Origin of the sequence: Serpentinicella sp. ANB-PHB4, assembly GCF_031432315.1 — a bacterium.
GTDB lineage: Bacteria > Bacillota > Clostridia > Peptostreptococcales > Natronincolaceae > Serpentinicella.
The window spans coordinates 411,087-437,608 of the sequence record NZ_JAVKGO010000001.1 but is presented as its reverse complement, the minus strand read 5'-3'; the positions used below and the strand labels follow the sequence as shown (position 1 = coordinate 437,608).

Below are 26,522 nucleotides of genomic sequence, written 5' to 3'. Positions count from 1 at the left end.
TTAAACGCCTTCATTTAATTTATTCTAATAGGAGGATATTAATGAATACCAGGGAAATCGCATTAAATATTGTATATGAGATAGAATCAAAAAAAGCATTCTCAAATTTATTAATAAATAAAAAACTTAAGGGTAAGAATGCAACTGCAATAGATAGAAACTTTATTACGGAAATAGTATATGGCACGTTAGAAAATTTAATATATATTGATTACATAATAACTCAATTCTCTTCTGTTAAAATAAATAAAATAAATTTATGGACATTGTCAATTTTACGATTAGGTATTTACCAGATAATGTTCTTAGACAAAGTACCGGACTTTGCTGCTGTAAATGAATCTGTAAATTTATCAAAAAAATATAATAAAAGAACTTCTGGATTTATTAATGCTATTTTAAGAAACATAATAAGGAATAAAGAAAATATAACATTGCCTGACAAGAAAAAGGATATTGAAAAGTACTTAATGGTAAAGTACTCTCATCCACAATGGATGGTTCAGCGTTTTTTGAAGTACTTCGATAAAGATTTTACAGAGGAGCTATTAAAGGCAAATAATGAAAGACCAGACTTGTATATACGAGTAAATACATTGAAAATTTCGATAGAAGAATGTATAGGAAAGCTTGAAGGGAAAGGGCTAAAAGTAACAAAATGCCCTTTAATCAAAGAAGCAGTAATAATAAGAGGGATAAATAAAATAGAAGAAATGGAGGAGTATAGAGAAGGGTATATACATATTCAAGACTTTGGTTCAATGCTTGTTTCAAAAGCACTGGAACCTAAAGAGAGTGATTTTATTATTGACATGTGTTGTGCTCCAGGAGGGAAAACTACACATATAGCTCAGTTAATGAACAATAAAGGAAAAATTTTAGCGAGAGATATATATGATCATAAGCTAAAACTTGTTGAGGACAATAGTAGCAGGTTGGGCGTAAAAATAATCCATACTCAAAAATTTGATGGAATGAAACAAGATGATACCTTAATTGAGAAAGCAGATAAGGTACTTGTTGATGCACCTTGTTCAGGACTTGGTATTATTCGAAGAAAACCCGAAATAAAATATAGGAAGACACCGGATGATATCAACGAGCTAATGAAAATGCAATTCGAGATTTTAAAAAATGCGGCAATTTATTTAAAGCCAGGTGGAGAATTACTTTATAGCACATGTACCATCGATCCAAATGAGAATGACAAAGTAATTTCAAAGTTTCTAGAGCAAAACAAAAACTTTGAAATAGTTGATATAGAATCTTCACTCGGACTTTCATATAAGGGCATAGGTACGATACAACTTTACCCAAATATACATCATACTGATGGTTTTTTTATAGCTAAACTAAAGAAAATTATATAAATTTGTGGAGGGAAAGTTTTGAATAAGATTGATTTATTAAGTTTGTCTTATGATGAGATGGAAGAACTTACAAAAGAGCTAGGAGAACAGAAATTTAGAGCTAAACAGATATTCAAATGGGTAAATGAAGGGGTAAAATCTTTTGAAGAGATGACTAACATTTCTAAAAAAATGCAAAGCACTTTAGATGAGCGATCCTTTATTACAAATATAAATATAGAAAGCAAATTAGTGTCTAAAATAGACGGTACAACCAAATATTTATTTTCTCTTGGTGATGGGAATTATGTTGAAGGTGTAACAATGATATATAAACATGGTATTACAGCTTGTATTTCTTCTCAAGTTGGATGTGCAATGGGTTGTACTTTTTGTGCGTCCGCAACGGGTGGATTAGTGCGTAATTTAAGAGCTGGTGAAATGATTGACCAAATATTATGTATGCAAAAAGACCAAGGAAATAGAGTTTCTAATATCGTACTGATGGGCAGTGGCGAACCACTTCATAATTTTCAGGAAGTCATAAAGTTCTTAAATATTGTCAATGATAAAAATGGATTAAACATTGGAAATAGACATATAACTTTATCTACTTGTGGATTAGTAAGAGAAATAAAAATGCTTGCTGATTACCAAATTCCAATTAATTTAGCGATATCACTACATGCTGCAAGTGATGAAGTTCGTAAAAAAACCATGCCAGTAGCAAATAAGTATTCTATCGATCAAATAATAGAAGCATGCCACTATTATTTAGAGAGGAATAATCGAAGAATCACTTTTGAATATGCACTTATAAAGGATGTAAATGATAGTGTTAATCATGCTAAAAAATTAGCATCTTTACTAAGTGGACTGCTTTGTCATGTAAATTTAATCCCTGTAAATTCAATAGATGAAAAAGATTATATAAAGTCCAATAACCAAGATATAAAGCGATTTCAAAAAGAGCTTAAGACAAATGGAATAGAAGCTACAATTAGACGTGAAATGGGTGCAGATATTGATGCTGCTTGTGGGCAGCTAAGAAACCGTCATATTAAGAATAAAGACTAATTAAATTCAAAATTATATAATATAGTAAGAAGCAGGGAAACAGATATCATTGTCGAATAATTAAATTCAATGAAAGGGGGATTTTATATGAAGTCAGTGGGATGTACAGATATAGGAAGAGTAAGGAGTGTAAATGAAGACGGATTTTATATTTATGAAGATAAGTATGGATTATATATAGTTGCTGATGGTATGGGAGGACACAAAAGTGGCGATGTTGCAAGTAGAATAGCAATTCATACTATAAAAGATCAGTTGATTAGTTATTTAAATTCTGAAGAACTTGATGAAAATCAAATAAGTGACCTTATAATCCAGGCGTTTGAAGAGGCAAATACTGCAATATACAGCAAGTCTTTAAACGAGAAAAATTGTAATGGAATGGGAACAACCGCTACGCTTATTTTAATCTTTAATGATAAAGCTTATATAGGGCATGTTGGGGATAGTAGGGCTTATGTATATAGAGACAAAACAACCACTCAGCTAACAGAGGATCATTCACTGGTGGCGGAATTACTTAAAAATGGTAGCATTAATGAAAGAGAAGCTCGTAGACATCCTAAAAAAAATATCATTACTAGAGCTTTGGGAACGGATAATAATATAAATGTTGACATAGTGACTAGTAAAATACATAAAAATGATATTTTTATTTTATGTACTGATGGATTTTCAAATCAAGTAAATGATGATGAGTTATCACACGTGCTAGAAAAGCAAGGGCTAAACAAAGAGAGTTGTTATCAACTGGTTAATATAGCGAATGAAAAAGGCGGATATGATAATATTACCCTTGTACTTATAGGAAATTAAGGGAGAAGGTGAAACAATGATCGGGAAAATTCTAAGCAAGCGTTATGAACTAGTAGAAAAAGTAGGATCTGGTGGGATGGCCATTGTATATAAGGCAAAGTGTACACTCTTAAATCGATACGTAGCTGTGAAGATATTGAGACCTGAATTTACTAATGATAAAGAAGCTGTTGCAAAATTTAAAAGAGAGTCACAGGCAGTTGCAAGCTTATCTCATCCGAATATAGTTAACCTGTATGACGTTGGACAAGACGAAGATACGTATTACTTAGTTATGGAATATTTAGACGGTAAAACGTTAAAAGAACATATACTGGAAACTGCCCCATTGGATAAAGACACTATAATTAATTATACTACGCAAATAGCTAATGCATTAAAGCATGCCCATGAAAACCATGTTATTCATAGAGATATTAAACCACATAATATTTTAATTACGAAAGACGATAGGATTAAAGTTACTGATTTTGGGATTGCAATAGCAGCTACGAGCTCAACACTTACAAATGTAGGGAATGTTATAGGATCTGTGCATTATTTTTCTCCTGAACAAGCAAGAGGAGGATATGTTGATGAAAGGTCAGATCTTTACTCTCTAGGCATAGTGATGTATGAGATGGCGACAGGAAAGTTACCCTTTGAGGCAGAAAATGCTGTATCCGTAGCTCTCAAGCAAACACAAGATGAGCCTAAAATACCTACTGAAATAAATCCAAATATACCAAAGTCTATTGAAAACATTATATTAAAGCTTATGGAAAAAGAACAAATTAAGCGCTTTCAGAGTATTAATGAGCTTATGGTTAGTTTAAAAGGTATAAAATATACATTAAATTTTCCAGAAGACGAAACTGAAAACAATTTGAATGATTCTCCAACTCAAGTAATGCCAATTGTTCAAGAAGAGAGACCAGCTAAAACAAAGAAAACAACGAAATCAAATCGAAAAAATAAAAAAAGAATTATAGTAATAGCTATTTTGATTGGTTTACTTATTCTATCAACTATTGTATATGCCGTAGTACAAATAAATAGAAGTAGACCAGAAGATGTAGAAGTTCCTGATTTTGTAGGAATGAATATTGATGATGCAAAAGTTTGGGCAGAAGAAATAGGTTTAATGATGGATATAAATACTCAACATCATGAAACAATCCCAGTAAATGAAATTATAAATCAGAGTCCTAGTGGGGGAATGATAGTTAGAGACGGATCTTCTGTTAGAGTGAATGTAAGTCAAGGTACTAGAACTACCACAGTACCAACAATTAAGTTTACAGAAGCTATAGATGTGCCTACATTACTACAAAATTCTAGACTAACACGGGGAGAAGTTACCTATCAGTTTTCAGAGTTTCCTGAGGGAATTGTAATAGAACAAAGTCCTGCTGCTGGTGAAGTAATAAGAGAAGGAGCATCAGTTGATTATATAGTTAGTAAAGGACCAGAAATTCAAGAGGTAGATATGCCAAACCTTATCGGGCTTACAATTGATGAAGCAACTAGCTTAATTAATAGGCAAAATTTAAGGGTTGGTAGTATAACTAGGGAGTTTAGTGAAATGTATGATGAGGGGTTAGTGATAGAGCAAAGCATCAGTCCTGATAAAGAGGTTGAAGAGAACACTCCCGTTAATTTGATTGTTAGTAGAGGAATGATAAGTGTTCCCGAAATTGATGAAGAAGAGGAAGAAGAGGGAGAAGAGGAAGAAGAGGAAGATGAGGAAGATGATCAAGTAGAAGATGGCGAAGTAGTGGAATTGCCAGAAAATGATGATGAATAAAACTGTGTGAGGGGGATGTAATGAAATTAGGAAAGATTACTAAAGGTATTGCTGGTTTTTATTATGTAGATGTTAATGGAGAATTATTTGAGTGTAAAGCAAGAGGTATATTTAGAAAAAATAAAATCATTCCCCTAATTGGAGACCAAGTAACAATAGAGATTCTTGATGAGAGTAAAAGAATTGGAATGATTGAAGAGATTAAACCTAGATATAACGAACTAATAAGACCTACAGTAGCAAATATAGATCAAGTTGTAGTTGTATTTTCAATTGTTCAACCTGATTTAAATCTCTTTCTTTTAGACCGCTTTTTAATCTTAGGAGAAAGTAAAGGACTAGATATTCTAATTTGCTTAAATAAAACAGATTTAATAGATAATAAAGCTTTAGATATGATTAAAAGTAGGTATCAAAAAACAAACTATAAAATATTAACAACAAATATTATAAATAATCAAAATCTTGATGACTTGAAAAAAAAATTATTGAATAAAACAAGTGTTTTTGCAGGCCCGTCTGGTGTTGGGAAATCATCAATTTTAAAAGAAATAACAGGAAGCAATCTAGAAGTTGGTGAAGTAAGTGTAAAAACAGGAAGAGGTAAGCACACTACACGTCACGCGGAACTGCTAGCTATTAGCAATAATAGTTGGGTTGTTGATACGCCTGGTTTCAGTTCGTTGGATATTGATTATATAGATATAAATGATTTATCTGACTACTTTCCAGAGTTCAATGATTATATAGAAAGTTGTAAATTTGCTTCTTGTTCTCATATTAATGAGCCTGGGTGTAAAGTGAAACAAGCTGTTGCAGAAAATATTATTAACAATGAGCGGTATGAAAGTTATATACAGTTTTACAAAGAAATTAAAGAAAGTAGCAGGAGGTATTAAACATGTTTAAAATTGCACCATCAATTTTATCAGCTGATTTTTCAGACTTACAAGGAGATATCAAAAAGGTTGAAGATGCAGGCTGTGATATGCTACATATTGATGTTATGGATGGTCACTTTGTACCAAACATAACAATAGGTCCACCAGTTGTTAAGAGTATAAAAAGTAGAACAGAAATGCCATTAGATGTACATCTAATGATAAGCAATCCTGATCAATATGTTGATGAATTTACTAAAGCAGGAGCGGATATTATAACTGTTCATGCAGAAGCATGTATACATCTACATCGTACAATTCAAAGTATAAAAAATAATAATGTTAAAGCGGCTGTTGCGTTAAATCCGTCAACACCATTAAGTGCAATTGAATATGTATTGGACGATATAGATATGGTTTTAATTATGTCAGTAAATCCTGGATTTGGAGGCCAGAAATTTATCCAGTCAATGGTTAAAAAAATTAAGGAACTAAAAAATCTTATAGATAGTATGGGGTTAAGCATTGATATTCAAGTTGATGGAGGAATCAATCCCAATAATATTAATATAGTTACTGAAGCAGGAGCTAATGTAATAGTTGCCGGTTCTGCGATCTTTAAAAACGATCAAGTTAAAGAAAATGTTAGATTATTAAGAAAGAATGGCCAGTGATAAGTGAGGTATTCATATGAAGGTATTAATAGTAACAAATGGAGAAATAAAAAATTTGAAACGCTTAAATTTTTTTGCTAAAAATCATGACTACATTATATGTGCAGATGGTGCTGTTGAGCACCTCCGCAAAATCAATTACTTGCCGGATATACTAGTAGGTGACTTTGATTCCATATCTAAAGATGATATGAAGTGGATAGTAGATAATAATACGCCGTACAAACAATTCCCTAAACAAAAAGACTATACTGACACTGAATTAGCGTTGAACGATGCACTAAAGTTAAAACCCTCAGAAATTGCTTTTTATGGATCAATAGGGTCTAGATTTGATCATAGTTTAGGAAATGTCTATTTATTAATAAAAGGGTTAGATAAAAACGTACCGAGCAAAATTATTGGTGATGATTTTGAGATTCATATTGTTAATAAAAGTAAAATGCTTTATATATCTGGGGAAGAAAAAGAAATTTTATCTTTAATTCCTATTACCACTAGAGTTGAAGGGGTTACATCCGAGGGATTGTTGTATAAATTAGACAATGATACCTTAATCAGGGGAAGTTCTAGAAGTATAAGTAATGAATTTAAAGGCGGTTTAGTAAAAATATCTGTAGAAGAAGGTCTACTACTAGCAATTAAAACAATCAATAAATGAAATAATGCCTATGCTTATTAGTTTTAGGCATATTTTATTTTAAGTGGACTATTAATATAATAGGCTTTAATTTATAGATATAAAAGTAGGTGATTGGAGTGTTTAGAAGAAGAAGAGGACTATCGATAAGTCGATTTATTGGTACTATTTTACTGATTGTAGGCACAATGCTGTTTATTTACATTATACCTAGTCAATTATGGTTATTTATTTTAGCATCTTTACTTGTAGGAGTGGGAATATTATTTTTTAATACTTAAAAAAGCAATGATTGTGACAAAACGAAAGAATCTTCGATTTTAAATTACAGTGTTAATTTAAAAAAGAAGATTCTCTTATTTTCATCACTATTCATTAGATAGATCTCTCTACTTTACCAGATCTTAAGCATCTAGTACAAACATTGATTTTTTTTGGTGCACCTTTTATTATCGCCTTTACTTTTCTCAAATTTGGCGCCCAAGTTCTTTTACTGTGACGATTTGAGTGACTTACTTGATTACCAAATACTTTACCTTTATCGCATACTTCGCATACTTTTGCCATTACAAACACCTCCTTCAGTAAGGCAGTCTTTAAAACACATTAATATTATCATATAAATTAGTAATTTGCAACAGAAAAATAAAATAGTATGTTAAATTTATAGTGAATTAAAATAAATAATTACAATCATATTAATAATTGAGTTGTTTTTGTTGAACTATATAATTGATTAATATAAAATATTATATATGCTGTGAGAATGTGCTACAATAAGATAATATACATATTTATATAAGGAGGAATAATATGCCTGGGAAATTAGTAAATAATCTTGGTATTGTAACAATTGATGATCATGTACTTGCTTCGATAGCTGGAGTATCAGCCATGGAATGCTATGGGCTAGTTGGAATGGCAGCAAAATCTACAGCAGGTGGGTTAGTTGAGTTACTGAAAAGAGACCAATTAAGCAAAGGCGTAAAAGTGCAAACTGAAGAAGATGAAATTGTAATCGATCTATTTGTAATTGTAGAGTTTGGAACAAGAATATCTGTTGTAGCAACAAATATTATAGAAAAAGTGAAATACAATATCGAAAATTTAACCGGTATGAGTGTGAAAAAAGTTAATATAAATGTACAAGGAGTACGAGTCCAAAAGTAACTTAAGGAGGTTCTGGATTTGAAAGTTGAATATATTGATGGTGAATTGTTAAAAAATATGGTTGTTGCAGGTGCTCAGTCACTTGAGAATAATAAAAAATTGGTTAATGCATTAAATGTTTTTCCTGTGCCTGATGGGGACACAGGGACAAATATGGCATTGACAATGCAATCGGCAGTTAAAGAAGTTAAAAGTAGTAAATCGAATGCCCTATCTGTTATTGCGGACGCAGTTGCAAACGGTTCTTTAATGGGAGCAAGGGGTAACTCTGGTGTTATACTTTCTCAATTATTTAGAGGTTTTGCTAAAGGTGTAAAAGATAAAGAAAAATTAAATACTACAGATTTAGCAAATGCATTTAAAAATGCATCTGATACAGCTTATAAGGCTGTCATGAAGCCTACTGAAGGAACAATTTTAACTGTAGCTAGGGAGAGTGCCGAAAAAGCATTAGAGATTTGTAAAAAAGAGAAGGATATAGTCTCATTTTTAGAGAAAGTAATTTTTGAAGCAGAAGAAACGCTAAAACGCACTCCAGACATGTTAGAAGTACTAAAAGAAGCTGGCGTTGTAGACTCTGGAGGGAAAGGCTTAGTACTGATACTACAAGGTGGATTAGGAGCAATTACTGGAGAGACTGTTAATATAGAAGAGGAACAAGAACAAGGAGAAAACGAAGTAAGTAGTTATGTATTTGATGAAAACATAGAATTTGGTTATTGCACTGAATTTATTATTAACGGAGACAATATTGACACAGACAGATTTAAAAGTCTTATAGAAACTTATGGGGATTCTATGTTAGTTGTTGGAAATGAAAATGTTGCAAAAGTACATATTCATACTAATAATCCTGGAGAAGTAATGGAACAAGGTTTGAAGTTGGGAGAATTATCTGATATTAAAATAGACAATATGAGAAAACAACATAGCCATCAAGTTTTTGAAGAAAATGTAGTTGATAAGAAAGATGGTTCTAAAAAAGAAGAGAAAAAGAAATATGCGTTTATTACCGTAACAATGGGAGAAGGTTTAACAAATATATTTAAAGACTTCAATGTTGATCATGTTATTGAAGGTGGACAAACAATGAACCCAAGCACTGAAGATTTTCTTAAAGCTATTGACGCGTTGAATGCAGAAACAATTTATATATTACCAAATAATAGCAACATTATTATGGCAGCAAATCAAGCAAAGGAAATATCAAAGGAAAATATTAAAGTTATTCCATCTAAATCTGTACCACAGGGTATTGCTGCACTAGTAGCATTTAACGATATTTCAACTGCAGATGAAAACGAGCAGCAGATGACAGAAGCATTAAAAGAAATTACTACAGGTCAAGTAACGTATGCTGTCAGAGATACTAGCATTAACGATTTACCAATTAATAAAGGTGATATAATAGGAATCGGTAACAATGATATTAAATCTGTTGGTGATGATGTAAATAAAGTATCAATAGATTTATTAAGCAAAATCGTAACAGAAGAACATGAAATGGTTACAGTATTTTATGGTGAAGATCTGACTAATGAAGAAGCTGATTTACTTTCAAAACAGATTGAACAAAAATTCCCTGAACATGAAATAGAACTATATTATGGGGGACAATCTATATATTATTATATTTTTTCAATAGAATGATTTAGAGATATAGAGGTGTAAGAAAAATGATGCATGATCAACTAGATTCTATAAATGGAATAGGCCCTAAAAAGTTATTAAAGTATAAACGCCTAGATATTTACAATATTAAAGACCTTTTATTTCATTTTCCACGAACTTATATAATGGTAGATGGGACAAAACAGATTAAGGATATTGTGATAGATGATCATGTATCAATTGTTGTTCAAGTTATGTCACAAATAACAAGTAAAAAGACTAGTAAGGGTTATTTTATCTCAAGGTGCCTTGTGACTGATAATACAGGGACACTATGGATAACATTTTTTAATAATCCCTACATTAGGAATAAAATCAAGTATGGACAGAAAATTACTGTGAGTGGTCAGGTTAAAAAAGGGGTAATGGGGCTCGAACTCGTTAATCCCGATTTTAATTTATCTGTGTCCACTCATTCCAAAAAAATAAAGATAATCCCAGTGTATTCCGTTACAGAAGGGATTACTCAAAAGGAAATGAAAGATGTCCAAAAAAAAGCACAAAAATATTTGACACAAGTAACGGATTACATTCCAGAACATATTAGAAAAAGAATGAAGCTTTGTGGATTAGAATATGCATTGCGAAATATACACTTTCCGGAATCAATAAAAGCTTTAAAGGTAGCAAGATATCGATTAATTTTTGAAGAGTTTTTATTACTTCAGTTAGGGCTTTTAAGGCTAAAAAAGGACAATAAAGAGTTATTACCATCTAAACCCCTAGTAAAGAATAAGGGGTTAGATGGTTTTATAAGTAAATTGCCATTTAACTTAACAGAAGCGCAGCAAAAAGTTTTAAATGATGTTTTTACTGATCTAAAATCAGAGAAACCTATGAATCGCTTGATACAAGGAGATGTGGGGTCAGGAAAAACTATTATTGCTATTATTTCTTTATATAAATGTGTAATAAATAACTGTCAAGGGGCGTTAATGGCACCTACAGAAATTTTAGCAGAACAACACTTTAATGTTATTAAACGATTATTAGAACCATATGGTGTAAAAATATGCCTGCTAACTGGAAGCTTAAAGAATAGAGAAAAGAAAGAACTACATAATAAAATAGAAACTGGTTATTTTCATATTGTAATTGGTACACATGCCATAATTCAAAGTTCAGTAGTTTTTAAAGACTTAGCTTTGGTTATTACAGATGAACAACACAGGTTTGGGGTCAAGCAAAGAGGAAGCTTAATGCAAAAAGGGGTTTCACCCCATGTTCTTGTAATGTCAGCTACACCAATACCAAGAACATTAGCAATGATTAATTATGGAGACCTGGATATCTCTATAATTGATAAATTGCCAAAAGGAAGAAAGAAAATTATCACTTATGCTGAAAGAATAAGCAATAAAAATTTAGTCTATAATTTAATAAGAGAAGAACTGTCTACTGGAAGGCAAGCATATGTTGTCTGTCCCCTAGTAGAGAATTCTGAAGTAATTGAAGCTCAGTCAGTTATGGAGAAAACAAAAGAGTTAATGTCTTATTTCCCGGAGTATAAAATAGGGTTCATTCATGGTAAGATGAGTAGTAATGAAAAAGAAAAAACGATGTTGGATTTTAAAAATAACAACTTAAATATTCTGATATCTACTACTGTAATAGAGGTAGGCATTGATGTGCCAAATGCTACTATTATAATTATTGAGAATGCTGAGCGTTTCGGTTTAGCACAGTTACACCAATTGCGCGGTAGAGTTGGAAGAGGTAGTAGCCAATCTTATTGTTATCTTTTACACAATGCAAATAATAAATTAGCAAATGAAAGAATGGAGATTATGAAGTCTACAAATGATGGCTTTATAATTTCAGAAAAAGATTTAGAATTAAGAGGACCGGGCGATTTTTTTGGTGTAAAACAACATGGATTACTGAAACTTAAAATAGCGGAATTTTTTAAACATATTAAGATATTAAATAAAGTCCAAAATACTGTAAGACAACTACTAGAAGAAGATTTGGAGTTAAAATTGGATAAATATCCATTATTAAACCAAAAACTGAAGGAAGTTTTAAAAAATATCGGATCTATCTAATTAAAGTTGATTCGAAATTAGGAGGTAATCTATGCGGGTTATCGCTGGGACTGCGAGAGGGATTCAACTTATAACACCTAATGACAATGAAATTAGACCCACAAAAGATCGTACGAAAGAAGCGCTTTTTAGTGCTATACATAATTATTTATATGGGAAGAATGTTCTTGACTTATTTGCGGGTACGGGAAGTTTAGGAATTGAAGCTCTTTCTAGAGGAGCAAGAAAGTGTTATTTTGTAGATAATCGAAAGGAAAGTTTGGATTTAGTACATGAGAATTTAAAAAAGTCAAAATTAACTTCTGATGGACAAGTTTTATTAATGAGTGCAAGTCAAGCAATAAGTAAGCTTAGCTCTGATGGCATACAATTTGATATTGTATTCTTAGACCCTCCCTACTCAAAAGATATCTTAAATAATATATTAAGTCAGATTTCAATAGAAAAATTAGTACACCCAGACAGTATTGTTATTGCAGAACACGAAGCAGATATAGAATTAGATGAGGAAATTGAAATGTTAACAAAATTTAAAACAAAAAAATATGGGAAATCCGAAATTTCCTTTTTCAAATATGAGGAGGATATTTAATGAAAGCAATATACCCTGGCAGTTTTGATCCAATAACAAATGGACATTTAGATATTATAGGACGAGCTTCTAAAATATTTGATGAAGTAATAGTTGTAGTACTTCCAAATAGCAGTAAAAAAACCCTGTTTTCATTAGAGGAAAGAGTGGAATTAATCGAAGAGGTCACAAAAAAATATAGTAATGTAAATGTTGATAGTTATTCAGGATTACTAATTGACTACGCAAAGAAAAACAATGTTAAATGCATAATAAAAGGATTAAGGGCTGTATCGGATTTTGAGTATGAGTTACAAATGGCACTGATGAATAAAAAATTAAATGATGATATAGAGACTGTTTTTTTAATGACTAGCAGTGAAAATTCTTTTTTGAGTTCAAGTATTGTTAAGGAAGTAGCAAAATATGGAGGGTGTATTAATGATTTAGTACCTGAAAGGGTTAGAGTTGAGTTGTTAAAAAGACAATAAAAATGAGAGGGGGATTTTAAGTGGATGTACTAAAATTATTAGAAGAAATTGAAGATATTTTAGATAGTGCAGCTTCAATTCCATTGTCACAGAAAGTATTAGTTGATAAAAAAGAAATATTGGAACTAGTTAAAGACATTAGGGTTCAGCTACCAGATGAAATTAAACAAGCAAAGTGGATTAAAGATGAAAGACAGAAAATTATTGTTGAGGCTCAAAATGAAGCAGACACTATGCTACTTGAAGCAAATAAACATATTAATTCGCTAGTAGAAAAAGATGAAATAACAAAACAAGCTAACGCAAAAGCAGAACAAATTATAGCCCAAGCTAAAGGTGATGCAAAAGAAATGAGACTTGGTGCTAGACATTATGCAGACGAGGTTCTTGGAGATGTAGAGGGCTCATTATCTAGTTTAATAACTACTGTACAGAAAAATAGAGAAGAATTAAAAGGGATGAAGTGATATCATCCCTTAGTTATTTTGTCTAATAATAAAAAAATAAAATGTACAATTATAGATAAAATTAAAAAAACTACTACTACAGATATAAACATTTGAACTGCATTAAAAAAATTAAAAAAGAATTTTTCGCTTATACTTAAATAATTATAATAGGATACTAATCCAGTAGAAACAGCAAAGTAGCTTGGAAACAGACTATAGATAGTAAAGCTTATAAAACCAGCTAAAAAGCCATGTAAGAGTTTTGACAGTAGGTATATATTACTGCTGATATCCGTTTTACTAATAATACTTATGCATTGAGCGTGAATTGAAAAACCACTCCATGCAATAATAAATGATGCAGCAGCAATTTTCAGACTAATATTTACCGCTGTTTCGCTAATCAATTTACATCCTGTTGTGATTTCAAAAAAGCCTGTCAAAAACGCACTTACAAATGTTTTATCTAATTCATAAATAGGTAGCGTGGCTGAACTAATAAGACTAGACAGAAAAGTGATGAGACCTAGAACAGTTAAAATGTCAATTATAACTGAAAATAAGATGATAAACCCACCTATTATGAACATAGTACTGAACGACTCACTTACAGCAGATCCTAACTGCACACCAAAAGGTTCGGAGTGAGAATTATGTACGTCTAAATCTTTAAATGCTTTCTTAATTGATGGATACTTTGAGGATTTAATTTCTTTAGTTTCATTGAATTTATAAAATCTAAACCCAATACCAATTAGAAGAATAGCTAAATAGTGAGACATAGCTATAAGCAATCCAATCTCTGCTGACTTAAACATACCAACAGCAACAGCACCAATCATAAATAATGGGCCGGATGTACTACAAAAAGCAATGAGTCGTTGGCCTTCTATTCTGCTTATTTCATTATCCAACCTAAGTTTACTTACAATTTTTGCACCAATAGGATAACCAGAGGTAATACTCATCGTAAACGCAAATGAACCAGCACCAGGGACGTTAAATATTGGACGCATAACAACTTCTAGTAATGATCCAATAAACTTTATTACTCCAAGTCTTATTAACAATTCAGAACCTATAAAAAAAGGTAGTAGTGCTGGTACAACAACGCTGAACCAAGTTTGTAGACCATTATATGCTGCATTAACTGAAATAGATGGCAGAAGAACTATACAAATAACAATAGTTAAAACAGATAGTATAGGTAAGTACTTAACAAATAAGGAGATAGCACGATGAATATAAAATGTTCTTTTTATAAATATAATTAGAAAGAAAATCAAAAAAATTACTAATATATTTACCATAACAGGTAGCATAAACACCCTCCTAAACAATGAAGGAACAGTTATAACTATATATACTAGTAAAGTTTAATTCGTATGCTATTTTAATACAAAAGGTTATTTTATAAATATTGAACTTACTAAATAATCAAGCTGTTTTGAACTGACATTAGAGCAATTTAATAGCAAAGAGTATATGTTAGTTGCTCTAATATCAAGATTAAGCACTTCTTGAGCTATTGAAGTTTCAGGTTTGTATTTACTTAACTTATTAATAATCGGTATATTAGAAGTAGTTTTGCAAAGTTTAAGAATTTCCCGCCCTTTATTATTAAAGGCAAGAACACGGGCATATGGTGGGGCATAATTATTATATCTTATAAAATCGCTTTTTTTAAAGTTAAGTAATATGTGTATCAAAATTCTCTTTATTCTTGTTATAGTATACCTTTTGCTATTTGCGCATTCTAAAAAATCGTTTATGTCGTTATTAGTTATACCACATTTGTATAGTTTATTTTCAAGACCTTCAACTACATCAAAAAAGTCTATCAACTCATTTGGAGTAGATCTTCGTATTATTGTAAAAATCATTTCCTGTAAATTTTCTATAAATATTGGGGACAAGCCATCTTTAAGATAACTATTAAAAATTTGATATGATAAATCAGGAATTACATTTTGAATTTTATTCATATCAACCTCATTTTTTAAATGCTCTCTTATAGCTGTAGCACTTGCAATATTTGACGTAATTGAAGTTGAATGGTAATGTGAAGCAATTCGTTTAATAGTGTAAGGGGTTATATTACTATTAATGCTTTTTATTGCTTTTAAATATTCGATAGACAAAATATTATTAGGACTTTTAATTATGTCTATAACGTCATCAAAACGAATACGTGGATATATATCTTGATTAGCAGCTATATATTTTGCAATTGCATGAGATCGAGCAGTGGGGAATGAATTGCCTTTTTTTATACTTTGTTTAAGTTCGTAAGTGTATTGAGGTGGGGCTGTATTAATAATATCAGCAATAGTGCTTAATAAAGAGATTTCTCCTTTTTCGCTTCCAAAAGAAATACAATCGACTACTTTTAAAGATTCAAGTAAACTAACAGCACCCCGTGCAAAAAATTCAGCAGAAGAACAGGCATAGGCTGTAGGAAGCTCGACAATTAAGTCAACACCATTTTTTACTGCCATTTCAGCTCGGGCCCATTTATGTAAAAGAGAAGGCTCTCCTCTTTGTAAAAAATTACCACTCATTACTGCTATAGTGTGTGTAGAATTAGTCACTTCTTTAGACTTAACTAGATGATAAAGGTGACCATTATGAAAAGGATTGTATTCTGTAACTAACCCCAAAATTTTCATATTTACTTCCTTTCTTATATAACATAAATAATAGATTTGAGAAAATTAAAAAATATATATTTGAATTTCCTCATTTATAAACAAGTTTATATAAAAATTTGCAAAATCACAAATCTTATATACAATCTTGTAGTATAATTATACTCAATATTGACTAAAATCATATAAATATCTTATAAAAACTTGAAAATACTTCAAAATTTATTATTATTGAAATGTTAGTATTAAAACGACATTATATTTGTCAAAAGAGTTCTTAAAAATATTTAGGAGGTTATATCATGAAAGTATTAGTTTTAAACTGCGGAAGCTCATCTTTAAAGTACCAACTTATTAATATGGAAAATGAGGGGGTTGAAGCTATAGGGATTGCTGAAAGAATTGGAATCGAAGGTTCTTTTGTTAAGCATGAGGCTACAGGAAAAGAAAAAGTTGTAATTGAAGACACAATGGACAATCATAAGGCCGCTATTAAGATTGTTTTAGACGCCTTAATTGACCCTAATCATGGTGCAATTAAGTCTATGGATGAAATAGGTGCTGTTGGACATAGAGTTGTTCATGGCGGAGAAAAGTTTTCTGGGTCAGTAGTAATTACTCAAGAGGTTAAAAACGCACTAGAAGAGTGTTCAGATTTAGCTCCTCTACATAATCCACCAAATTTAATGGGTATTAATGCTTGCGAAGAAATATTACCAAATGTTCCAATGGTAGCAGTATTTGACACTGCATTTCACCAAACAATGCCAGAATCATCATATATCTATGCATTACCATATGAGTACTACGAGAAATATGGAATTAGAAGATATGGATTCCATGGTACATCACATAAGTATGTGTCTGATAGAGCAGCTTCAATGCTAGGAAAACCACTTGAAGATTTAAAATTAATAACATGTCACTTGGGTAATGGAGCAAGTATAGCGGCTGTTAAAAATGGACAATCTATTGATACTACAATGGGCTTTACACCATTAGAAGGATTAGCAATGGGAACAAGATGTGGAGATATAGATCCAGCAATTGTTACTTTTATAATGGAAAAAGAGAATATGAGTGTTAGCGAGATTAATAACTTAGTAAATAAAAAATCCGGTGTTCTTGGAATTTCAGGTGTAAGCAGTGATTTTAGAGACATTGAAAATGAAGCAGCTGAAGGTAATAAAAGAGCTCAATTGGCCTTAGATGTTTACTATAATAAAGTTAAAAAGTATATTGGATCTTTTGCAGCAGAGATGGGTGGAGTAGATGCTGTTGTATTTACAGCTGGTCTTGGTGAAAACTCAGCAATTGCTAGAGCGGCGATTTGTGAGAATCTTGAGTTCCTAGGAATTAAAATTGATGAAGAAAGAAACAATGTTAGAGGAAAAGAAACTGTAGTTACAACTGATGATTCAACGGTGAAGGTATTACTAATACCTACAAATGAAGAGTTAACTATAGCAAGAGAAACAGTTAATTTAATATAAGATATATTACTAAAGGTAGGGGAACCTACCTTTAGTGATGTATGTGGTATAAAGACAAAATACTTGACAAAGATAGTTTTCGTTTGTATAATCAGTTTTGTTAGTATTTTATAAAACTACAGTTCACATTTTAGAAAGTCAGTTTATTTTAAATTGGGGTGAACATATTGAAGTTTGATCTAACGGAAATAAAGCATAATAATAGTACAAAAAAAGATATAGATTTCACAATTGAGCTAGAGCACATTAATTACAATGGTGACTTAATTAAGGTCGTTACACCGGCAAATGTAATAGGAGTGCTATATGACTTAGAAGGTAAAACTTTCTTTGTAGCTGATGTTAAAACTAAAATGAGAACGAAATGTAGTAGATGCTTAAAAGGAATTGACTTCAATTATAATACAAATGTAAATATAGAACTTATTCATGAAGATAATGCAAATGAAGAAAAGTTAAATGAAGATGTATATATTTATAATGATATTATAATTAACCTTGATGAAATTGTTGAAGAAGCCATTATTACAAATATTCCAATGAAAATTCTTTGTACGAATGATTGTAGAGGTCTATGCACTCAATGTGGCAAGAATTTGAATGATGGAGCTTGTAATTGCGAACTGACTGAAAGTGATATTGAAACGGAAGGTATAGATCCTAGGCTACTAAAACTTAAGCAATTCTTTAAAAACGAGTAAGGAGGTGTTAAATATGGCGGTACCAAAACGAAAAACAAGTAAATCTAAAAGAGATATGAGAAGAGCTGCGAATTCAAAATATGTCGCACCTGGTTTTGTGAGTTGTACACAATGTCATGAGCCAAAACTGCCTCATAGAGTATGTCCTGAGTGTGGACATTACAAGAACAGAGAGGTAATTGATACAAATAAATAAATCTATGAAATAGCAGTGATAACTCATTGCTATTTTTTTTAGTTTTTTGTTTTAATTTAATAATCGGATACAAATGCAAGTCAGAGGGTATTTTAAAAATAACAGAAAAAACTTGATTTTTGCGAATACATAATATATACTTATTTTTAGTATTAGGTACTAAATATAAGTACTAATGCAGGGGTGTTAAAATGAAAAAAAAGTCAAAATTATCTAAATCAGAAAGACAAAATAAATTTTTAGAATTAATAAAAGAAGACCCGTTTTTAACAGATGAGGCTTTATGCAAACTTTTCAATGTCAGTATTCAAACTATTAGATTAGATAGGCTAGAACTAGGGATTCCTGAATTAAGAGAACGCATAAAGGGTGTAGCTGAGAAAAATTATGATAAGGTAAGAAGTATTGTAGGAACGGAGATCGTTGGAGAATTAGTTGACCTAACATTAGGGAAAAGTGGGATTTCAATATTAGAAACAACTAATGACTTAGCTTTTAGTAAAACAAAGATAGTGAGAGGACATCATATTTTCTCACAAGCAGAATCCTTAGCCATGGCAGTTATTGATGCTGATGTAGCACTAACTGGTGTATCTAATATTAAATACCTCCATCCAGTTAATTCTGGTGACAAATTGATTGCAAAAGCTGAAGTTGTTAGAGTTAGAGAAAATAAGCACTTTGTTCATGTTAAAATAAATGCTAATCAGATACAGGTTTTTAGAGGTAAATTTATATTAGTATCACTTGAAAAATAAGTAGGAGGGTTACGATGAAAGTTGTTTTAGACGGAATGGGCGGCGATTTTGGACCAGAAGTAACAGTGAGAGGTGCAGTTGATGCAGTTAAATTATATGAAGTTGATATAGCAATTACAGGAGATGAATCAAGTATTAAAAATGAGTTAAAAAAGTATGAATATCCTAGTGATAGAATTGAAGTGATTCATTGCGATGAAATAATAACAAATGAAGATTCACCTGTTTCTGCTATTAGAAAGAAAAAAAATTCTTCAATGGTTGTTGCAATAAACTTGGTTAAAGAAAGAAAAGCAGAGGCTATTATATCAGCAGGTAATACTGGAGCATTACTTGCTGGGGGATTATTTATATTAGGCAGGATAAAGGGAATTGATAGGCCGGCATTAGCGATACCATATCCAACGCTTAATGGTGTATCAGTGCTTATGGATGGAGGAGCAAATGCAAATTGTAAGCCTAGGAACTTTTTGGAGTTTGCACATATGGGTAGTGTTTTCGCATCAAAGGTTTTGAAAATAAGTAACCCAAGGGTGCATCTAGTTAATATTGGAGTAGAAGAAACTAAAGGAAATGATCTGGCAAAAGAATCATATCAGCTTATGAAAAAATCTAATATTAATTTCCAGGGAAACATTGAAGCACGAGAAATCCCTTCTGGGTTGACTGATGTTATGATTTGTGATGGATTTACCGGTAATATTATACTTAAATTAACAGAAGGTATAGCTTCAACTATATTTAGTGTACTCAAAGAGGAGTTTACTAAAAATACATTACGTAAATTAGGAGCTTCGCTAGTGAAGCCAGGGTTAGTAGATTTTAAGAAAAGATTTGATTACACTGAATATGGGGGAACACCTTTTCTAGGTGTAGATGGTATTTTAATAAAAGCACATGGGAGTTCAAATTCTAAAGCTATAATGAATGCAATAAAGCAGTCAATAATTTCTATAGAAAATAACGTCGTGAATGATATATCAAAAGAGATACAAACATTAGGAGAGGATATCGTTGGAGAGTCTAAATAATGCAAAAATATCTGGTACAGGAAGTTATGTTCCTGAAAAAATAATAACTAATAATGACTTAGAAAGAATTGTTGAAACGACAGATGAATGGATTGCTACAAGAACTGGCATTAAACAACGTAGAATAGCAGATGACAATGTAGCTACATCTGATCTTGCTACTGAAGCTTCAAAAAAAGCTTTACTAGATGCAAATTTAAGTGCCAAAGACTTAGACTTAATTATAGTCGCAACAGCAACACCTGATATGTCTTTTCCATCTACTGCATGTATTGTACAGAAAAATTTAGGCGCATATAATGCAGCAGCATTTGATATAGGAGCAGCATGTACTGGATTTATATATGCGATCACTTTAGGCAACCAGTTTATCCGAACTGGCATGTATCATAATGTTTTGGTTATCGGTGCAGAGACGTTATCCAGAATTATAAATTGGGAAGATAGAGATACTTGTGTTCTTTTTGGTGATGGTGCTGGTGCAGTTGTTCTGCAAAAGTCAGAAAATGATTGTGGTATTATATCATCATATTTAGGCGCAGATGGTGAAAATGGGCACACGCTTACTCAACCAGCTGGAGGTTCAAGATTGCCAGCAAGTATTGAAACAATTGAAAGCAAATTACATTATATAAAGATGGATGGTAATGAAGTTTTTAAATTTGCTGTTAGAGCCATGGAAAAATCAGCATTGAGAGCTTTGGTAGACAGCAATCTATCTTTGGATGAAATTGACTTTTTAATCCCTCATCAAGCAAATATTAGAATAATTGAAGCTGCAGCAAAACGTTTAAAACTATCAATGGATAAAGTTTATGTAAATCTAAATTTATACGGTAATATGTCTGCAGCATCAGTCCCCGTTGCATTAGATGAAGCTGCAAAAAAAGGTTTTTTAACAAAAGGTAGTCACGTTTTAATTGTTGGATTTGGCGGGGGCTTAACTTGGGGAGCGTCTATTATTAAATGGACAAAATAAGAAAATTAAAAATGCGTATAAAAGTTACAATATAATAACGGAATGGAGGGTTAATGTGTTTAAAACAAGAGTATGTGAATTATTAAATATTAAATACCCTGTTCTCCAGGGGGGTATGGCGTGGATTTCTACAGCTGAACTCGCTGCTGCTGTGTCCAATGCAGGTGGGCTTGGAATCATTGCTGCTGGAAATGCACCAGCAGATGTATTAGAGAACGAAATAAAAAAAGTTAAACAATTAACTCAAAAACCTTATGGTGTTAATGTAATGCTTTTATCTCCATATATAGACGAAATAATGGAAGTAGTATTTAAAGAAAAAGTACCAGTTATAACCACTGGCGCAGGCAATCCAGGGAAGTACATGAAAAAGCTAAAAGAAATAGGTACTAAAGTCGTCCCAGTTGTACCTTCAGTAGCATTAGCAAAAAGAATGGAAACATTAGGAGCGGACGCAGTAATCGTTGAAGGAACTGAAGCAGGGGGGCATATTGGTGAGTTAACAACCTTCACTTTAGTACCCCATGTCTCCAGGAGGTTAACTATTCCTTTGATTGCAGCTGGTGGTATAGTAAACGGAGACGGTTTTGTAGCCGCATTAGCCCTTGGTGCTGAAGGAGTCCAAATGGGCACAAGATTTATTTGTTCCCAAGAATGTGTAGCTCATAAAAATTATAAAGAAGCTGTAATACAAGCAAAAGATCGAGATGCAATTGTTACTGCTAGATCAACTGGTCATCCAGTAAGAGTTTTAAAGAATCCGTTTAGTAGAGAATTACTGAAGTTAGAAAAAGAAGGTCGTAGCAAAGAAGAATTGTTAAAATTTGGGACGGGAAAACTCAAATTAGCAGTTGAAGATGGAGATATTGTTAATGGTTCTGTTATGATTGGGCAGGTAGCAGGTGAAATTTGTGACATAAAGACATGTGAAGAAATTATCACAGATATTATCAATGAGGCGTCAAACAGAATAAAGAACATGAGTAACTTTGTTTAAGGGGTGAAGCCAATGAGAAATATAGCATTTGTTTTTCCTGGTCAAGGAGCACAATACACTGGGATGGGAAAAGAAATAGCTACAAACTTTACTGAAGCTAAAGACGTATATGATGAGGCCAGTGAACAACTTGGGTTTGACATGGCAAAACTCTGTTTTGAAGATCCAGATAATAAACTTATAAAAACAGAGAATACACAACCGGCAATTTTGACTACAAGTATTGCAATATTAAGAGTTCTGGAGAAGGAAGGTATTGTAGGTAAGATGGCTGCAGGATTAAGCTTAGGTGAATACAGTGCACTAGTTAGTGCTAACGCTTTAGCCTTTAAAGATGCCGTGAAGCTTGTAAAAAAACGAGGGAAATATATGCAAGAAACGGTGCCGCAGGGGGCAGGTGCTATGGCTGCAATCCTAGGACAGGACAAAAATAGATTAATATCATGTTTAGAGGAATGTAGAAAACATGGGGTTGTAGAGGTTGCTAACTACAATAGTCCTGGTCAAATTGTAATATCAGGAGAAGTAAATGCTGTTAAAGCAGCAATAGAAATAACAAAAAACGCTGGGGCGAAAAAAGCAGTCATGTTACCAGTTAGTGCACCTTTTCATTGTAGCTTGTTAAAAGAAGCTGGCGATAAGTTACTAAATGAGTTAGAAAAAATAAAAATACAAGACCCTATTGTTCCAGTTGTTACAAATGTAAATGCAAAAAAGTTGCTCAATAGGGAGGAGATTATACCAAACTTAGTTAAACAAATTAGTCACTCTGTATTATGGCATGACGTTATAATTTTGATGATGAAAGAAGGATTCGATACCTTTGTTGAAATCGGACCAGGAAAAACCTTATCTAATTTTATAAAGAAGATAGCTAAATTTGAAGGGGCATCCGTTGAAACTTTGAACGTTGATAATTTATCAGATTTGCAAATCACAGTACAGAAATTAAGGGGGGGACTGAAGTGGACTTAGAAGGAAAATGTGCTTTGATAACAGGTGGGTCAAGAGGTATTGGAAAAGAAATTGCAATATCTCTAGCCAAAAAAGGGGTTCATGTTGTTATTAACTATACTAATAATGGTGAAGCAGCACAAGAAACAATTTTAGAAATTGAAAGTTATAATGTAAAGGCATTGGCTGTTAAAGCTGATGTAACGATAGCATCAGAAGTGGAAAAAATGATAAGTATTATAGATGAAAATTTTGAGCGTATTGACATTTTAGTAAATAATGCAGGAGTTACCCGTGACAATCTTTTAGTTAGAATGAAAGAAGAAGACTGGGAAAAGGTAATGGATGTAAATCTAAAGGGCGTATTCTTATGTACAAAAGCTATCGCTAGAAAAATGATGAGACAAAGATATGGGAAAATTATAAATATATCGTCTGTTGTTGGGATAGTAGGTAATGCGGGACAATCAAATTACTGTGCTTCAAAAGCAGGAGTGATTGGTTTCACGAAAGCAATGGCAAAAGAATTAGCACCAAAAGGTATTAACGTTAATGCTATTGCACCAGGATTTATAGAAACTGATATGACGACTGTCTTGTCAGAAGAAGTAAAAAAGAATCTTTTGGGAAGTATTCCCCTTAAAAAATATGGTAAAGCAGAAGATATTGCTAATACAGTATTATTCTTAAGTAGTGAATTATCAAGTTATATAACAGGTCAAGTTATTTCGGTTGATGGTGGTATGGCTATATAAAATATAGCATTAAATAATATAAAAAAATATATTTAGGAGGAATTTATTATGGTATTTGAAAAAGTTCTGAAAATTATTGGTGAGCAATTGGGTTTAGATAATTTAGAGGAGGTTACACCGAAAACATCATTAGTTGAGGATTTAGAAGCAGACTCTTTAGATGCTGTAGAAATTATTATGGCAATAGAAGATGAGTTTGGTGTTGAAATCCCTGATGAGCAAGCTGAAAACTTTAAAAATATTGGTGATATTGTTAAGTATATAGAACAGAAAAAGTAATAAAAATTCTTAGTCCCGTTTATTTATACGGGACTAAGAATTTAGAAGGAGGAAATAATGACTAGAAGAGTTGTTGTAACAGGTCTAGGCTGTATAACGCCGGTTGGAATAGGGAAAGATAAATTCTGGAACTCAATTGTTAATGGTAAGTCTGGAATAGACTTTATTTCAAAATTTGACGTATCAGACTACCCTACAAAGATAGCTGGGGAAGTTAATGACTTTAATCCTGAGGATTATATAGAGAAAAAAGAAATTAAGCGAATGGATAGGTTTACTCAGTTTGCAACCTCGGCGTCTAAACTGGCTATTGATGATGCTAAACTAGATATCGATACGATAAATTCAGAAAGATTTGGAGTTGTATTAGGTGCAGGCATAGGTGGTATGGAAACTTTTGAAGATCAAAGCAGAAAATTAGTTGAAAAAGGTCCTAGAAGAATCAGCCCATTCTTTATACCAATGATGATAGTTAACATTGCTTCAGGTCAGATTTCAATGATGTTCAACGCTAAGGGACCAAATACTACAGTTGTAACAGCTTGTGCCTCTTCGACAAATGCGGTTGGTGACGCGTTTAGGATTATTCAGCGTGGTGATGCTGAAGTTATGGTAACTGGTGGCGCGGAAGCTTCTATTACACCTTTAGCATTTGCTGGATTTTGTGCAATGAAAGCAATGTCTACAAGTAATGAATCACCCCGAAAAGCGAGTAGACCGTTTGATTTAAACAGAGATGGATTTGTTATGGGGGAAGGATCAGGCATATTAATTTTAGAAGAATTAGAGCACGCCAAAAAAAGAGGTGCAAAAATATATGCTGAGATAGTTGGTTATGGAATGAGTGCTGATGCATACCATATAACTGCACCCGCTCCAGATGGAGAAGGCGCTGCAAGATCTATGAAGAGTGCTTTGAGAGATGCAAATATTTCCTATAATGAAATAGACTATATAAATGCACATGGAACAAGTACGCCTTTTAATGATAAATTTGAGACAAAGGCAATTAGAACTGTATTTAAGGATCATACAAAACATATCTGTGTGAGCTCAACAAAATCTATGACGGGGCACTTATTAGGTGGAGCTGGTGGAATAGAGGCTATAGTGTGTTCATTAGCAATACAAAAAAATGTAGTGCCGCCAACTATTAATTATGATACACCTGATGATGACTGTGATTTAGACTATGTTCCAAATGTGGCTAGAGGAAAAAATATAAATTATGCTTTGTCTAATTCTTTAGGTTTTGGAGGCCATAATGCAACCATTTTATTTAAAAAATTCATTTAAATATAAAAATAAATTATAGGATAATATCCTATAATTTATTTTTGCATTTATAAAAAGATAGTAGTAAAATATTAATGAATTTAATTAACAGAGGTGATATATGAAGTTCTTTTCAGAATCTCAACAAAATCTTTTTAATATAGAAAAAATATTAAAATATAGCTTTAAAAATAAAAATATATTAATCGAGGCTTTAACACATAGTTCGTATGCAAATGAGATAAAAAATAAGAAAATTAAGTACAATGAAAGACTAGAGTTTTTAGGTGATGCAATTTTAGGACTAGTAGTAAGTGATTATATTTTTAAAACATATAACCACTTGCCAGAAGGAGAATTAACGAAAGTAAGAGCAAATGTTGTATGTGAGCCCTCTTTAGCTAGTGCAGCAAAGGAGATTAATCTAGGTAAATTTCTACTGTTAGGAAAAGGTGAAGAGCGTACTGGTGGAAGAAAAAGAGAATCTATTCTAGCAGATGCCTTTGAAGCAATAATAGGAGCCCTATATATTGATGGAGGAATATCTGCTGCTAATCAGTTTGTTTTAGAAAGACTAAAGACAAGTATAGAGTTAGCCAGTAAAGGTGTCATTTTTAGAGACTACAAAACTCATTTGCAGGAATTATTACAAAGTAAGTCATTTGAGAAAATTTCTTATATTGTAGTTGGAGAAGAAGGCCCGGATCACAATAAGATTTTTTATGTAGAAGTGTCTATTGGTGATAATGTTATTGGGAAAGGCAAAGGAAAGAGTAAAAAAGAAGCAGAACAAAATGCTGCCAAAGTGGCTATAGATGAGGTTAATGTGTTATGAT

General features: G+C 32.1%; 29 protein-coding genes. 26 read left to right on the top strand and 3 right to left on the bottom strand.

The features are described 5' to 3' along the window. Window positions 1-41: 41 nt before the first annotated feature. From rsmB to RH915_RS02295, 8 genes are all read left to right on the top strand, one after another. Window positions 42-1,370 (top strand): 16S rRNA (cytosine(967)-C(5))-methyltransferase RsmB, encoded by a 1,329-nt coding sequence (gene rsmB, locus RH915_RS02330; protein WP_310477687.1) that lies wholly within the window; start codon window positions 42-44, stop codon window positions 1,368-1,370. 18 nt (window positions 1,371-1,388) lie between these two features. After that, a complete protein-coding gene (gene rlmN, locus RH915_RS02325; protein WP_310477686.1) occupies window positions 1,389-2,426 on the top strand; it encodes a 23S rRNA (adenine(2503)-C(2))-methyltransferase RlmN in 1,038 nt (345 codons plus the stop codon). A gap of 87 nt (window positions 2,427-2,513) precedes the next feature. Then, window positions 2,514-3,242, top strand: a complete 729-nt coding sequence (locus tag RH915_RS02320) for a Stp1/IreP family PP2C-type Ser/Thr phosphatase (RefSeq protein WP_310477685.1) — start codon at window positions 2,514-2,516, stop codon at window positions 3,240-3,242. 16 nt (window positions 3,243-3,258) lie between these two features. After that, window positions 3,259-5,028, top strand: a complete 1,770-nt coding sequence (gene pknB, locus RH915_RS02315; protein ID WP_310477684.1) for a Stk1 family PASTA domain-containing Ser/Thr kinase — start codon at window positions 3,259-3,261, stop codon at window positions 5,026-5,028. A 20-nt stretch (window positions 5,029-5,048) separates the two neighbouring features. Further along, entirely contained in the window at window positions 5,049-5,927 is an 879-nt protein-coding gene (gene rsgA, locus RH915_RS02310) for a ribosome small subunit-dependent GTPase A (protein WP_310477683.1), read from the top strand. A 2-nt stretch (window positions 5,928-5,929) separates the two neighbouring features. After that, complete coding sequence (gene rpe / locus RH915_RS02305) at window positions 5,930-6,583, top strand: ribulose-phosphate 3-epimerase (protein WP_310477682.1); 654 nt, start codon at window positions 5,930-5,932, stop codon at window positions 6,581-6,583. A 16-nt stretch (window positions 6,584-6,599) separates the two neighbouring features. Next, window positions 6,600-7,244 (top strand): thiamine diphosphokinase, encoded by a 645-nt coding sequence (locus RH915_RS02300; protein WP_310477681.1) that lies wholly within the window; start codon window positions 6,600-6,602, stop codon window positions 7,242-7,244. Window positions 7,245-7,342: 98 nt separating this feature from the next. Continuing rightward, window positions 7,343-7,504: a hypothetical protein gene (locus RH915_RS02295; protein WP_310477680.1), complete on the top strand. Its 162-nt coding sequence runs from the start codon at window positions 7,343-7,345 to the stop codon at window positions 7,502-7,504. 94 nt (window positions 7,505-7,598) lie between these two features. Here RH915_RS02295 and rpmB read toward each other — a convergent pair whose 3' ends face one another. After that, on the bottom strand, window positions 7,599-7,790 hold the full coding sequence (gene rpmB / locus RH915_RS02290) for a 50S ribosomal protein L28 (protein ID WP_310477679.1): 192 nt from the start codon (window positions 7,788-7,790) through the stop codon (window positions 7,599-7,601). A 246-nt stretch (window positions 7,791-8,036) separates the two neighbouring features. Between rpmB and RH915_RS02285 the strand changes: the two genes are divergently transcribed. From RH915_RS02285 to RH915_RS02260, 6 genes are read left to right on the top strand one after another with little or no spacing between them, the layout of a single operon-like run. Continuing rightward, window positions 8,037-8,393 carry an Asp23/Gls24 family envelope stress response protein gene (locus RH915_RS02285; RefSeq protein ID WP_310477678.1) on the top strand — a complete coding sequence of 119 codons (357 nt, stop codon included), beginning with the start codon at window positions 8,037-8,039 and terminating at the stop codon, window positions 8,391-8,393. 18 nt (window positions 8,394-8,411) lie between these two features. Next, a complete protein-coding gene (locus RH915_RS02280) occupies window positions 8,412-10,043 on the top strand; it encodes a DAK2 domain-containing protein (protein ID WP_310477677.1) in 1,632 nt (543 codons plus the stop codon). Between the two features lie 26 nt (window positions 10,044-10,069). Continuing rightward, window positions 10,070-12,109: an ATP-dependent DNA helicase RecG gene (recG, locus tag RH915_RS02275; protein ID WP_310477676.1), complete on the top strand. Its 2,040-nt coding sequence runs from the start codon at window positions 10,070-10,072 to the stop codon at window positions 12,107-12,109. Window positions 12,110-12,140: 31 nt separating this feature from the next. After that, window positions 12,141-12,701, top strand: coding sequence for a 16S rRNA (guanine(966)-N(2))-methyltransferase RsmD (rsmD, locus tag RH915_RS02270; RefSeq protein WP_310477675.1), 561 nt, complete (start codon window positions 12,141-12,143; stop codon window positions 12,699-12,701). After that, window positions 12,701-13,171: a pantetheine-phosphate adenylyltransferase gene (gene coaD, locus RH915_RS02265; protein ID WP_310477674.1), complete on the top strand. Its 471-nt coding sequence runs from the start codon at window positions 12,701-12,703 to the stop codon at window positions 13,169-13,171. The genes rsmD and coaD overlap by 1 nt, the downstream gene beginning before the upstream one ends. A 20-nt stretch (window positions 13,172-13,191) precedes the next feature. Continuing rightward, a complete protein-coding gene (locus RH915_RS02260; RefSeq protein WP_310477673.1) occupies window positions 13,192-13,638 on the top strand; it encodes an ATPase in 447 nt (148 codons plus the stop codon). Window positions 13,639-13,640: 2 nt separating this feature from the next. Here the strand turns inward: RH915_RS02260 and ylbJ are convergent, their stop codons facing one another. Beyond that, window positions 13,641-14,942 carry a sporulation integral membrane protein YlbJ gene (ylbJ, locus tag RH915_RS02255; protein WP_310477672.1) on the bottom strand — a complete coding sequence of 434 codons (1,302 nt, stop codon included), beginning with the start codon at window positions 14,940-14,942 and terminating at the stop codon, window positions 13,641-13,643. Window positions 14,943-15,026: 84 nt separating this feature from the next. After that, window positions 15,027-16,289 (bottom strand): nucleotidyltransferase, encoded by a 1,263-nt coding sequence (locus RH915_RS02250; protein ID WP_310477671.1) that lies wholly within the window; start codon window positions 16,287-16,289, stop codon window positions 15,027-15,029. A 281-nt stretch (window positions 16,290-16,570) separates the two neighbouring features. Between RH915_RS02250 and RH915_RS02245 the strand changes: the two genes are divergently transcribed. From RH915_RS02245 to rnc, 12 genes are all read left to right on the top strand, one after another. After that, complete coding sequence (locus RH915_RS02245) at window positions 16,571-17,761, top strand: acetate/propionate family kinase (protein ID WP_310477670.1); 1,191 nt, start codon at window positions 16,571-16,573, stop codon at window positions 17,759-17,761. Between the two features lie 167 nt (window positions 17,762-17,928). Next, window positions 17,929-18,462, top strand: coding sequence for a YceD family protein (locus RH915_RS02240; RefSeq protein ID WP_310477669.1), 534 nt, complete (start codon window positions 17,929-17,931; stop codon window positions 18,460-18,462). A 13-nt stretch (window positions 18,463-18,475) separates the two neighbouring features. Continuing rightward, entirely contained in the window at window positions 18,476-18,658 is a 183-nt protein-coding gene (gene rpmF, locus RH915_RS02235; RefSeq protein WP_310477668.1) for a 50S ribosomal protein L32, read from the top strand. Between the two features lie 191 nt (window positions 18,659-18,849). Next, a complete protein-coding gene (fapR, locus tag RH915_RS02230) occupies window positions 18,850-19,416 on the top strand; it encodes a transcription factor FapR (protein WP_310477667.1) in 567 nt (188 codons plus the stop codon). Window positions 19,417-19,430: 14 nt separating this feature from the next. Then, a complete protein-coding gene (plsX, locus tag RH915_RS02225) occupies window positions 19,431-20,447 on the top strand; it encodes a phosphate acyltransferase PlsX (protein WP_310477666.1) in 1,017 nt (338 codons plus the stop codon). After that, window positions 20,431-21,426 carry a beta-ketoacyl-ACP synthase III gene (locus RH915_RS02220; RefSeq protein ID WP_310477665.1) on the top strand — a complete coding sequence of 332 codons (996 nt, stop codon included), beginning with the start codon at window positions 20,431-20,433 and terminating at the stop codon, window positions 21,424-21,426. Before plsX ends, RH915_RS02220 begins: the two co-directional genes overlap by 17 nt. A 55-nt stretch (window positions 21,427-21,481) precedes the next feature. Continuing rightward, window positions 21,482-22,423, top strand: a complete 942-nt coding sequence (gene fabK / locus RH915_RS02215) for an enoyl-[acyl-carrier-protein] reductase FabK (protein ID WP_310477664.1) — start codon at window positions 21,482-21,484, stop codon at window positions 22,421-22,423. 12 nt (window positions 22,424-22,435) lie between these two features. After that, complete coding sequence (fabD, locus tag RH915_RS02210) at window positions 22,436-23,398, top strand: ACP S-malonyltransferase (protein ID WP_310477663.1); 963 nt, start codon at window positions 22,436-22,438, stop codon at window positions 23,396-23,398. Next, entirely contained in the window at window positions 23,389-24,132 is a 744-nt protein-coding gene (gene fabG, locus RH915_RS02205; RefSeq protein ID WP_310477662.1) for a 3-oxoacyl-[acyl-carrier-protein] reductase, read from the top strand. The genes fabD and fabG overlap by 10 nt, the downstream gene beginning before the upstream one ends. Window positions 24,133-24,180: 48 nt before the next feature. Next, window positions 24,181-24,411 (top strand): acyl carrier protein, encoded by a 231-nt coding sequence (gene acpP, locus RH915_RS02200; protein ID WP_310477661.1) that lies wholly within the window; start codon window positions 24,181-24,183, stop codon window positions 24,409-24,411. Between the two features lie 57 nt (window positions 24,412-24,468). Then, entirely contained in the window at window positions 24,469-25,707 is a 1,239-nt protein-coding gene (fabF, locus tag RH915_RS02195; RefSeq protein WP_310477660.1) for a beta-ketoacyl-ACP synthase II, read from the top strand. 100 nt (window positions 25,708-25,807) lie between these two features. Next, entirely contained in the window at window positions 25,808-26,521 is a 714-nt protein-coding gene (gene rnc, locus RH915_RS02190) for a ribonuclease III (RefSeq protein ID WP_310477659.1), read from the top strand. Window position 26,522: the final 1 nt, after the last annotated feature.

Bases quoted from the DNA above. Each gene is read 5' to 3' on its own strand.
- RH915_RS02320 (WP_310477685.1), top strand. From the start codon at position 2,514: ATGAAGTCAGTGGGATGTACAGATATAGGAAGAGTAAGGAGTGTAAAT.
- RH915_RS02285 (WP_310477678.1), top strand. From the start codon at position 8,037: ATGCCTGGGAAATTAGTAAATAATCTTGGTATTGTAACAATTGATGAT.
- fapR (WP_310477667.1), top strand. From the start codon at position 18,850: ATGAAAAAAAAGTCAAAATTATCTAAATCAGAAAGACAAAATAAATTT.
- acpP (WP_310477661.1), top strand. From the start codon at position 24,181: ATGGTATTTGAAAAAGTTCTGAAAATTATTGGTGAGCAATTGGGTTTA.
- rsgA (WP_310477683.1), top strand. From the start codon at position 5,049: ATGAAATTAGGAAAGATTACTAAAGGTATTGCTGGTTTTTATTATGTA.
- coaD (WP_310477674.1), top strand. From the start codon at position 12,701: ATGAAAGCAATATACCCTGGCAGTTTTGATCCAATAACAAATGGACAT.
- recG (WP_310477676.1), top strand. From the start codon at position 10,070: ATGATGCATGATCAACTAGATTCTATAAATGGAATAGGCCCTAAAAAG.
- rsmB (WP_310477687.1), top strand. From the start codon at position 42: ATGAATACCAGGGAAATCGCATTAAATATTGTATATGAGATAGAATCA.
- ylbJ (WP_310477672.1), bottom strand. From the start codon at position 14,942: ATGCTACCTGTTATGGTAAATATATTAGTAATTTTTTTGATTTTCTTT.
- RH915_RS02300 (WP_310477681.1), top strand. From the start codon at position 6,600: ATGAAGGTATTAATAGTAACAAATGGAGAAATAAAAAATTTGAAACGC.
- rpe (WP_310477682.1), top strand. From the start codon at position 5,930: ATGTTTAAAATTGCACCATCAATTTTATCAGCTGATTTTTCAGACTTA.
- rsmD (WP_310477675.1), top strand. From the start codon at position 12,141: ATGCGGGTTATCGCTGGGACTGCGAGAGGGATTCAACTTATAACACCT.
- RH915_RS02245 (WP_310477670.1), top strand. From the start codon at position 16,571: ATGAAAGTATTAGTTTTAAACTGCGGAAGCTCATCTTTAAAGTACCAA.
- fabD (WP_310477663.1), top strand. From the start codon at position 22,436: ATGAGAAATATAGCATTTGTTTTTCCTGGTCAAGGAGCACAATACACT.
- rnc (WP_310477659.1), top strand. From the start codon at position 25,808: ATGAAGTTCTTTTCAGAATCTCAACAAAATCTTTTTAATATAGAAAAA.
- plsX (WP_310477666.1), top strand. From the start codon at position 19,431: ATGAAAGTTGTTTTAGACGGAATGGGCGGCGATTTTGGACCAGAAGTA.
- RH915_RS02250 (WP_310477671.1), bottom strand. From the start codon at position 16,289: ATGAAAATTTTGGGGTTAGTTACAGAATACAATCCTTTTCATAATGGT.
- fabF (WP_310477660.1), top strand. From the start codon at position 24,469: ATGACTAGAAGAGTTGTTGTAACAGGTCTAGGCTGTATAACGCCGGTT.
- pknB (WP_310477684.1), top strand. From the start codon at position 3,259: ATGATCGGGAAAATTCTAAGCAAGCGTTATGAACTAGTAGAAAAAGTA.
- rpmB (WP_310477679.1), bottom strand. From the start codon at position 7,790: ATGGCAAAAGTATGCGAAGTATGCGATAAAGGTAAAGTATTTGGTAAT.
- rpmF (WP_310477668.1), top strand. From the start codon at position 18,476: ATGGCGGTACCAAAACGAAAAACAAGTAAATCTAAAAGAGATATGAGA.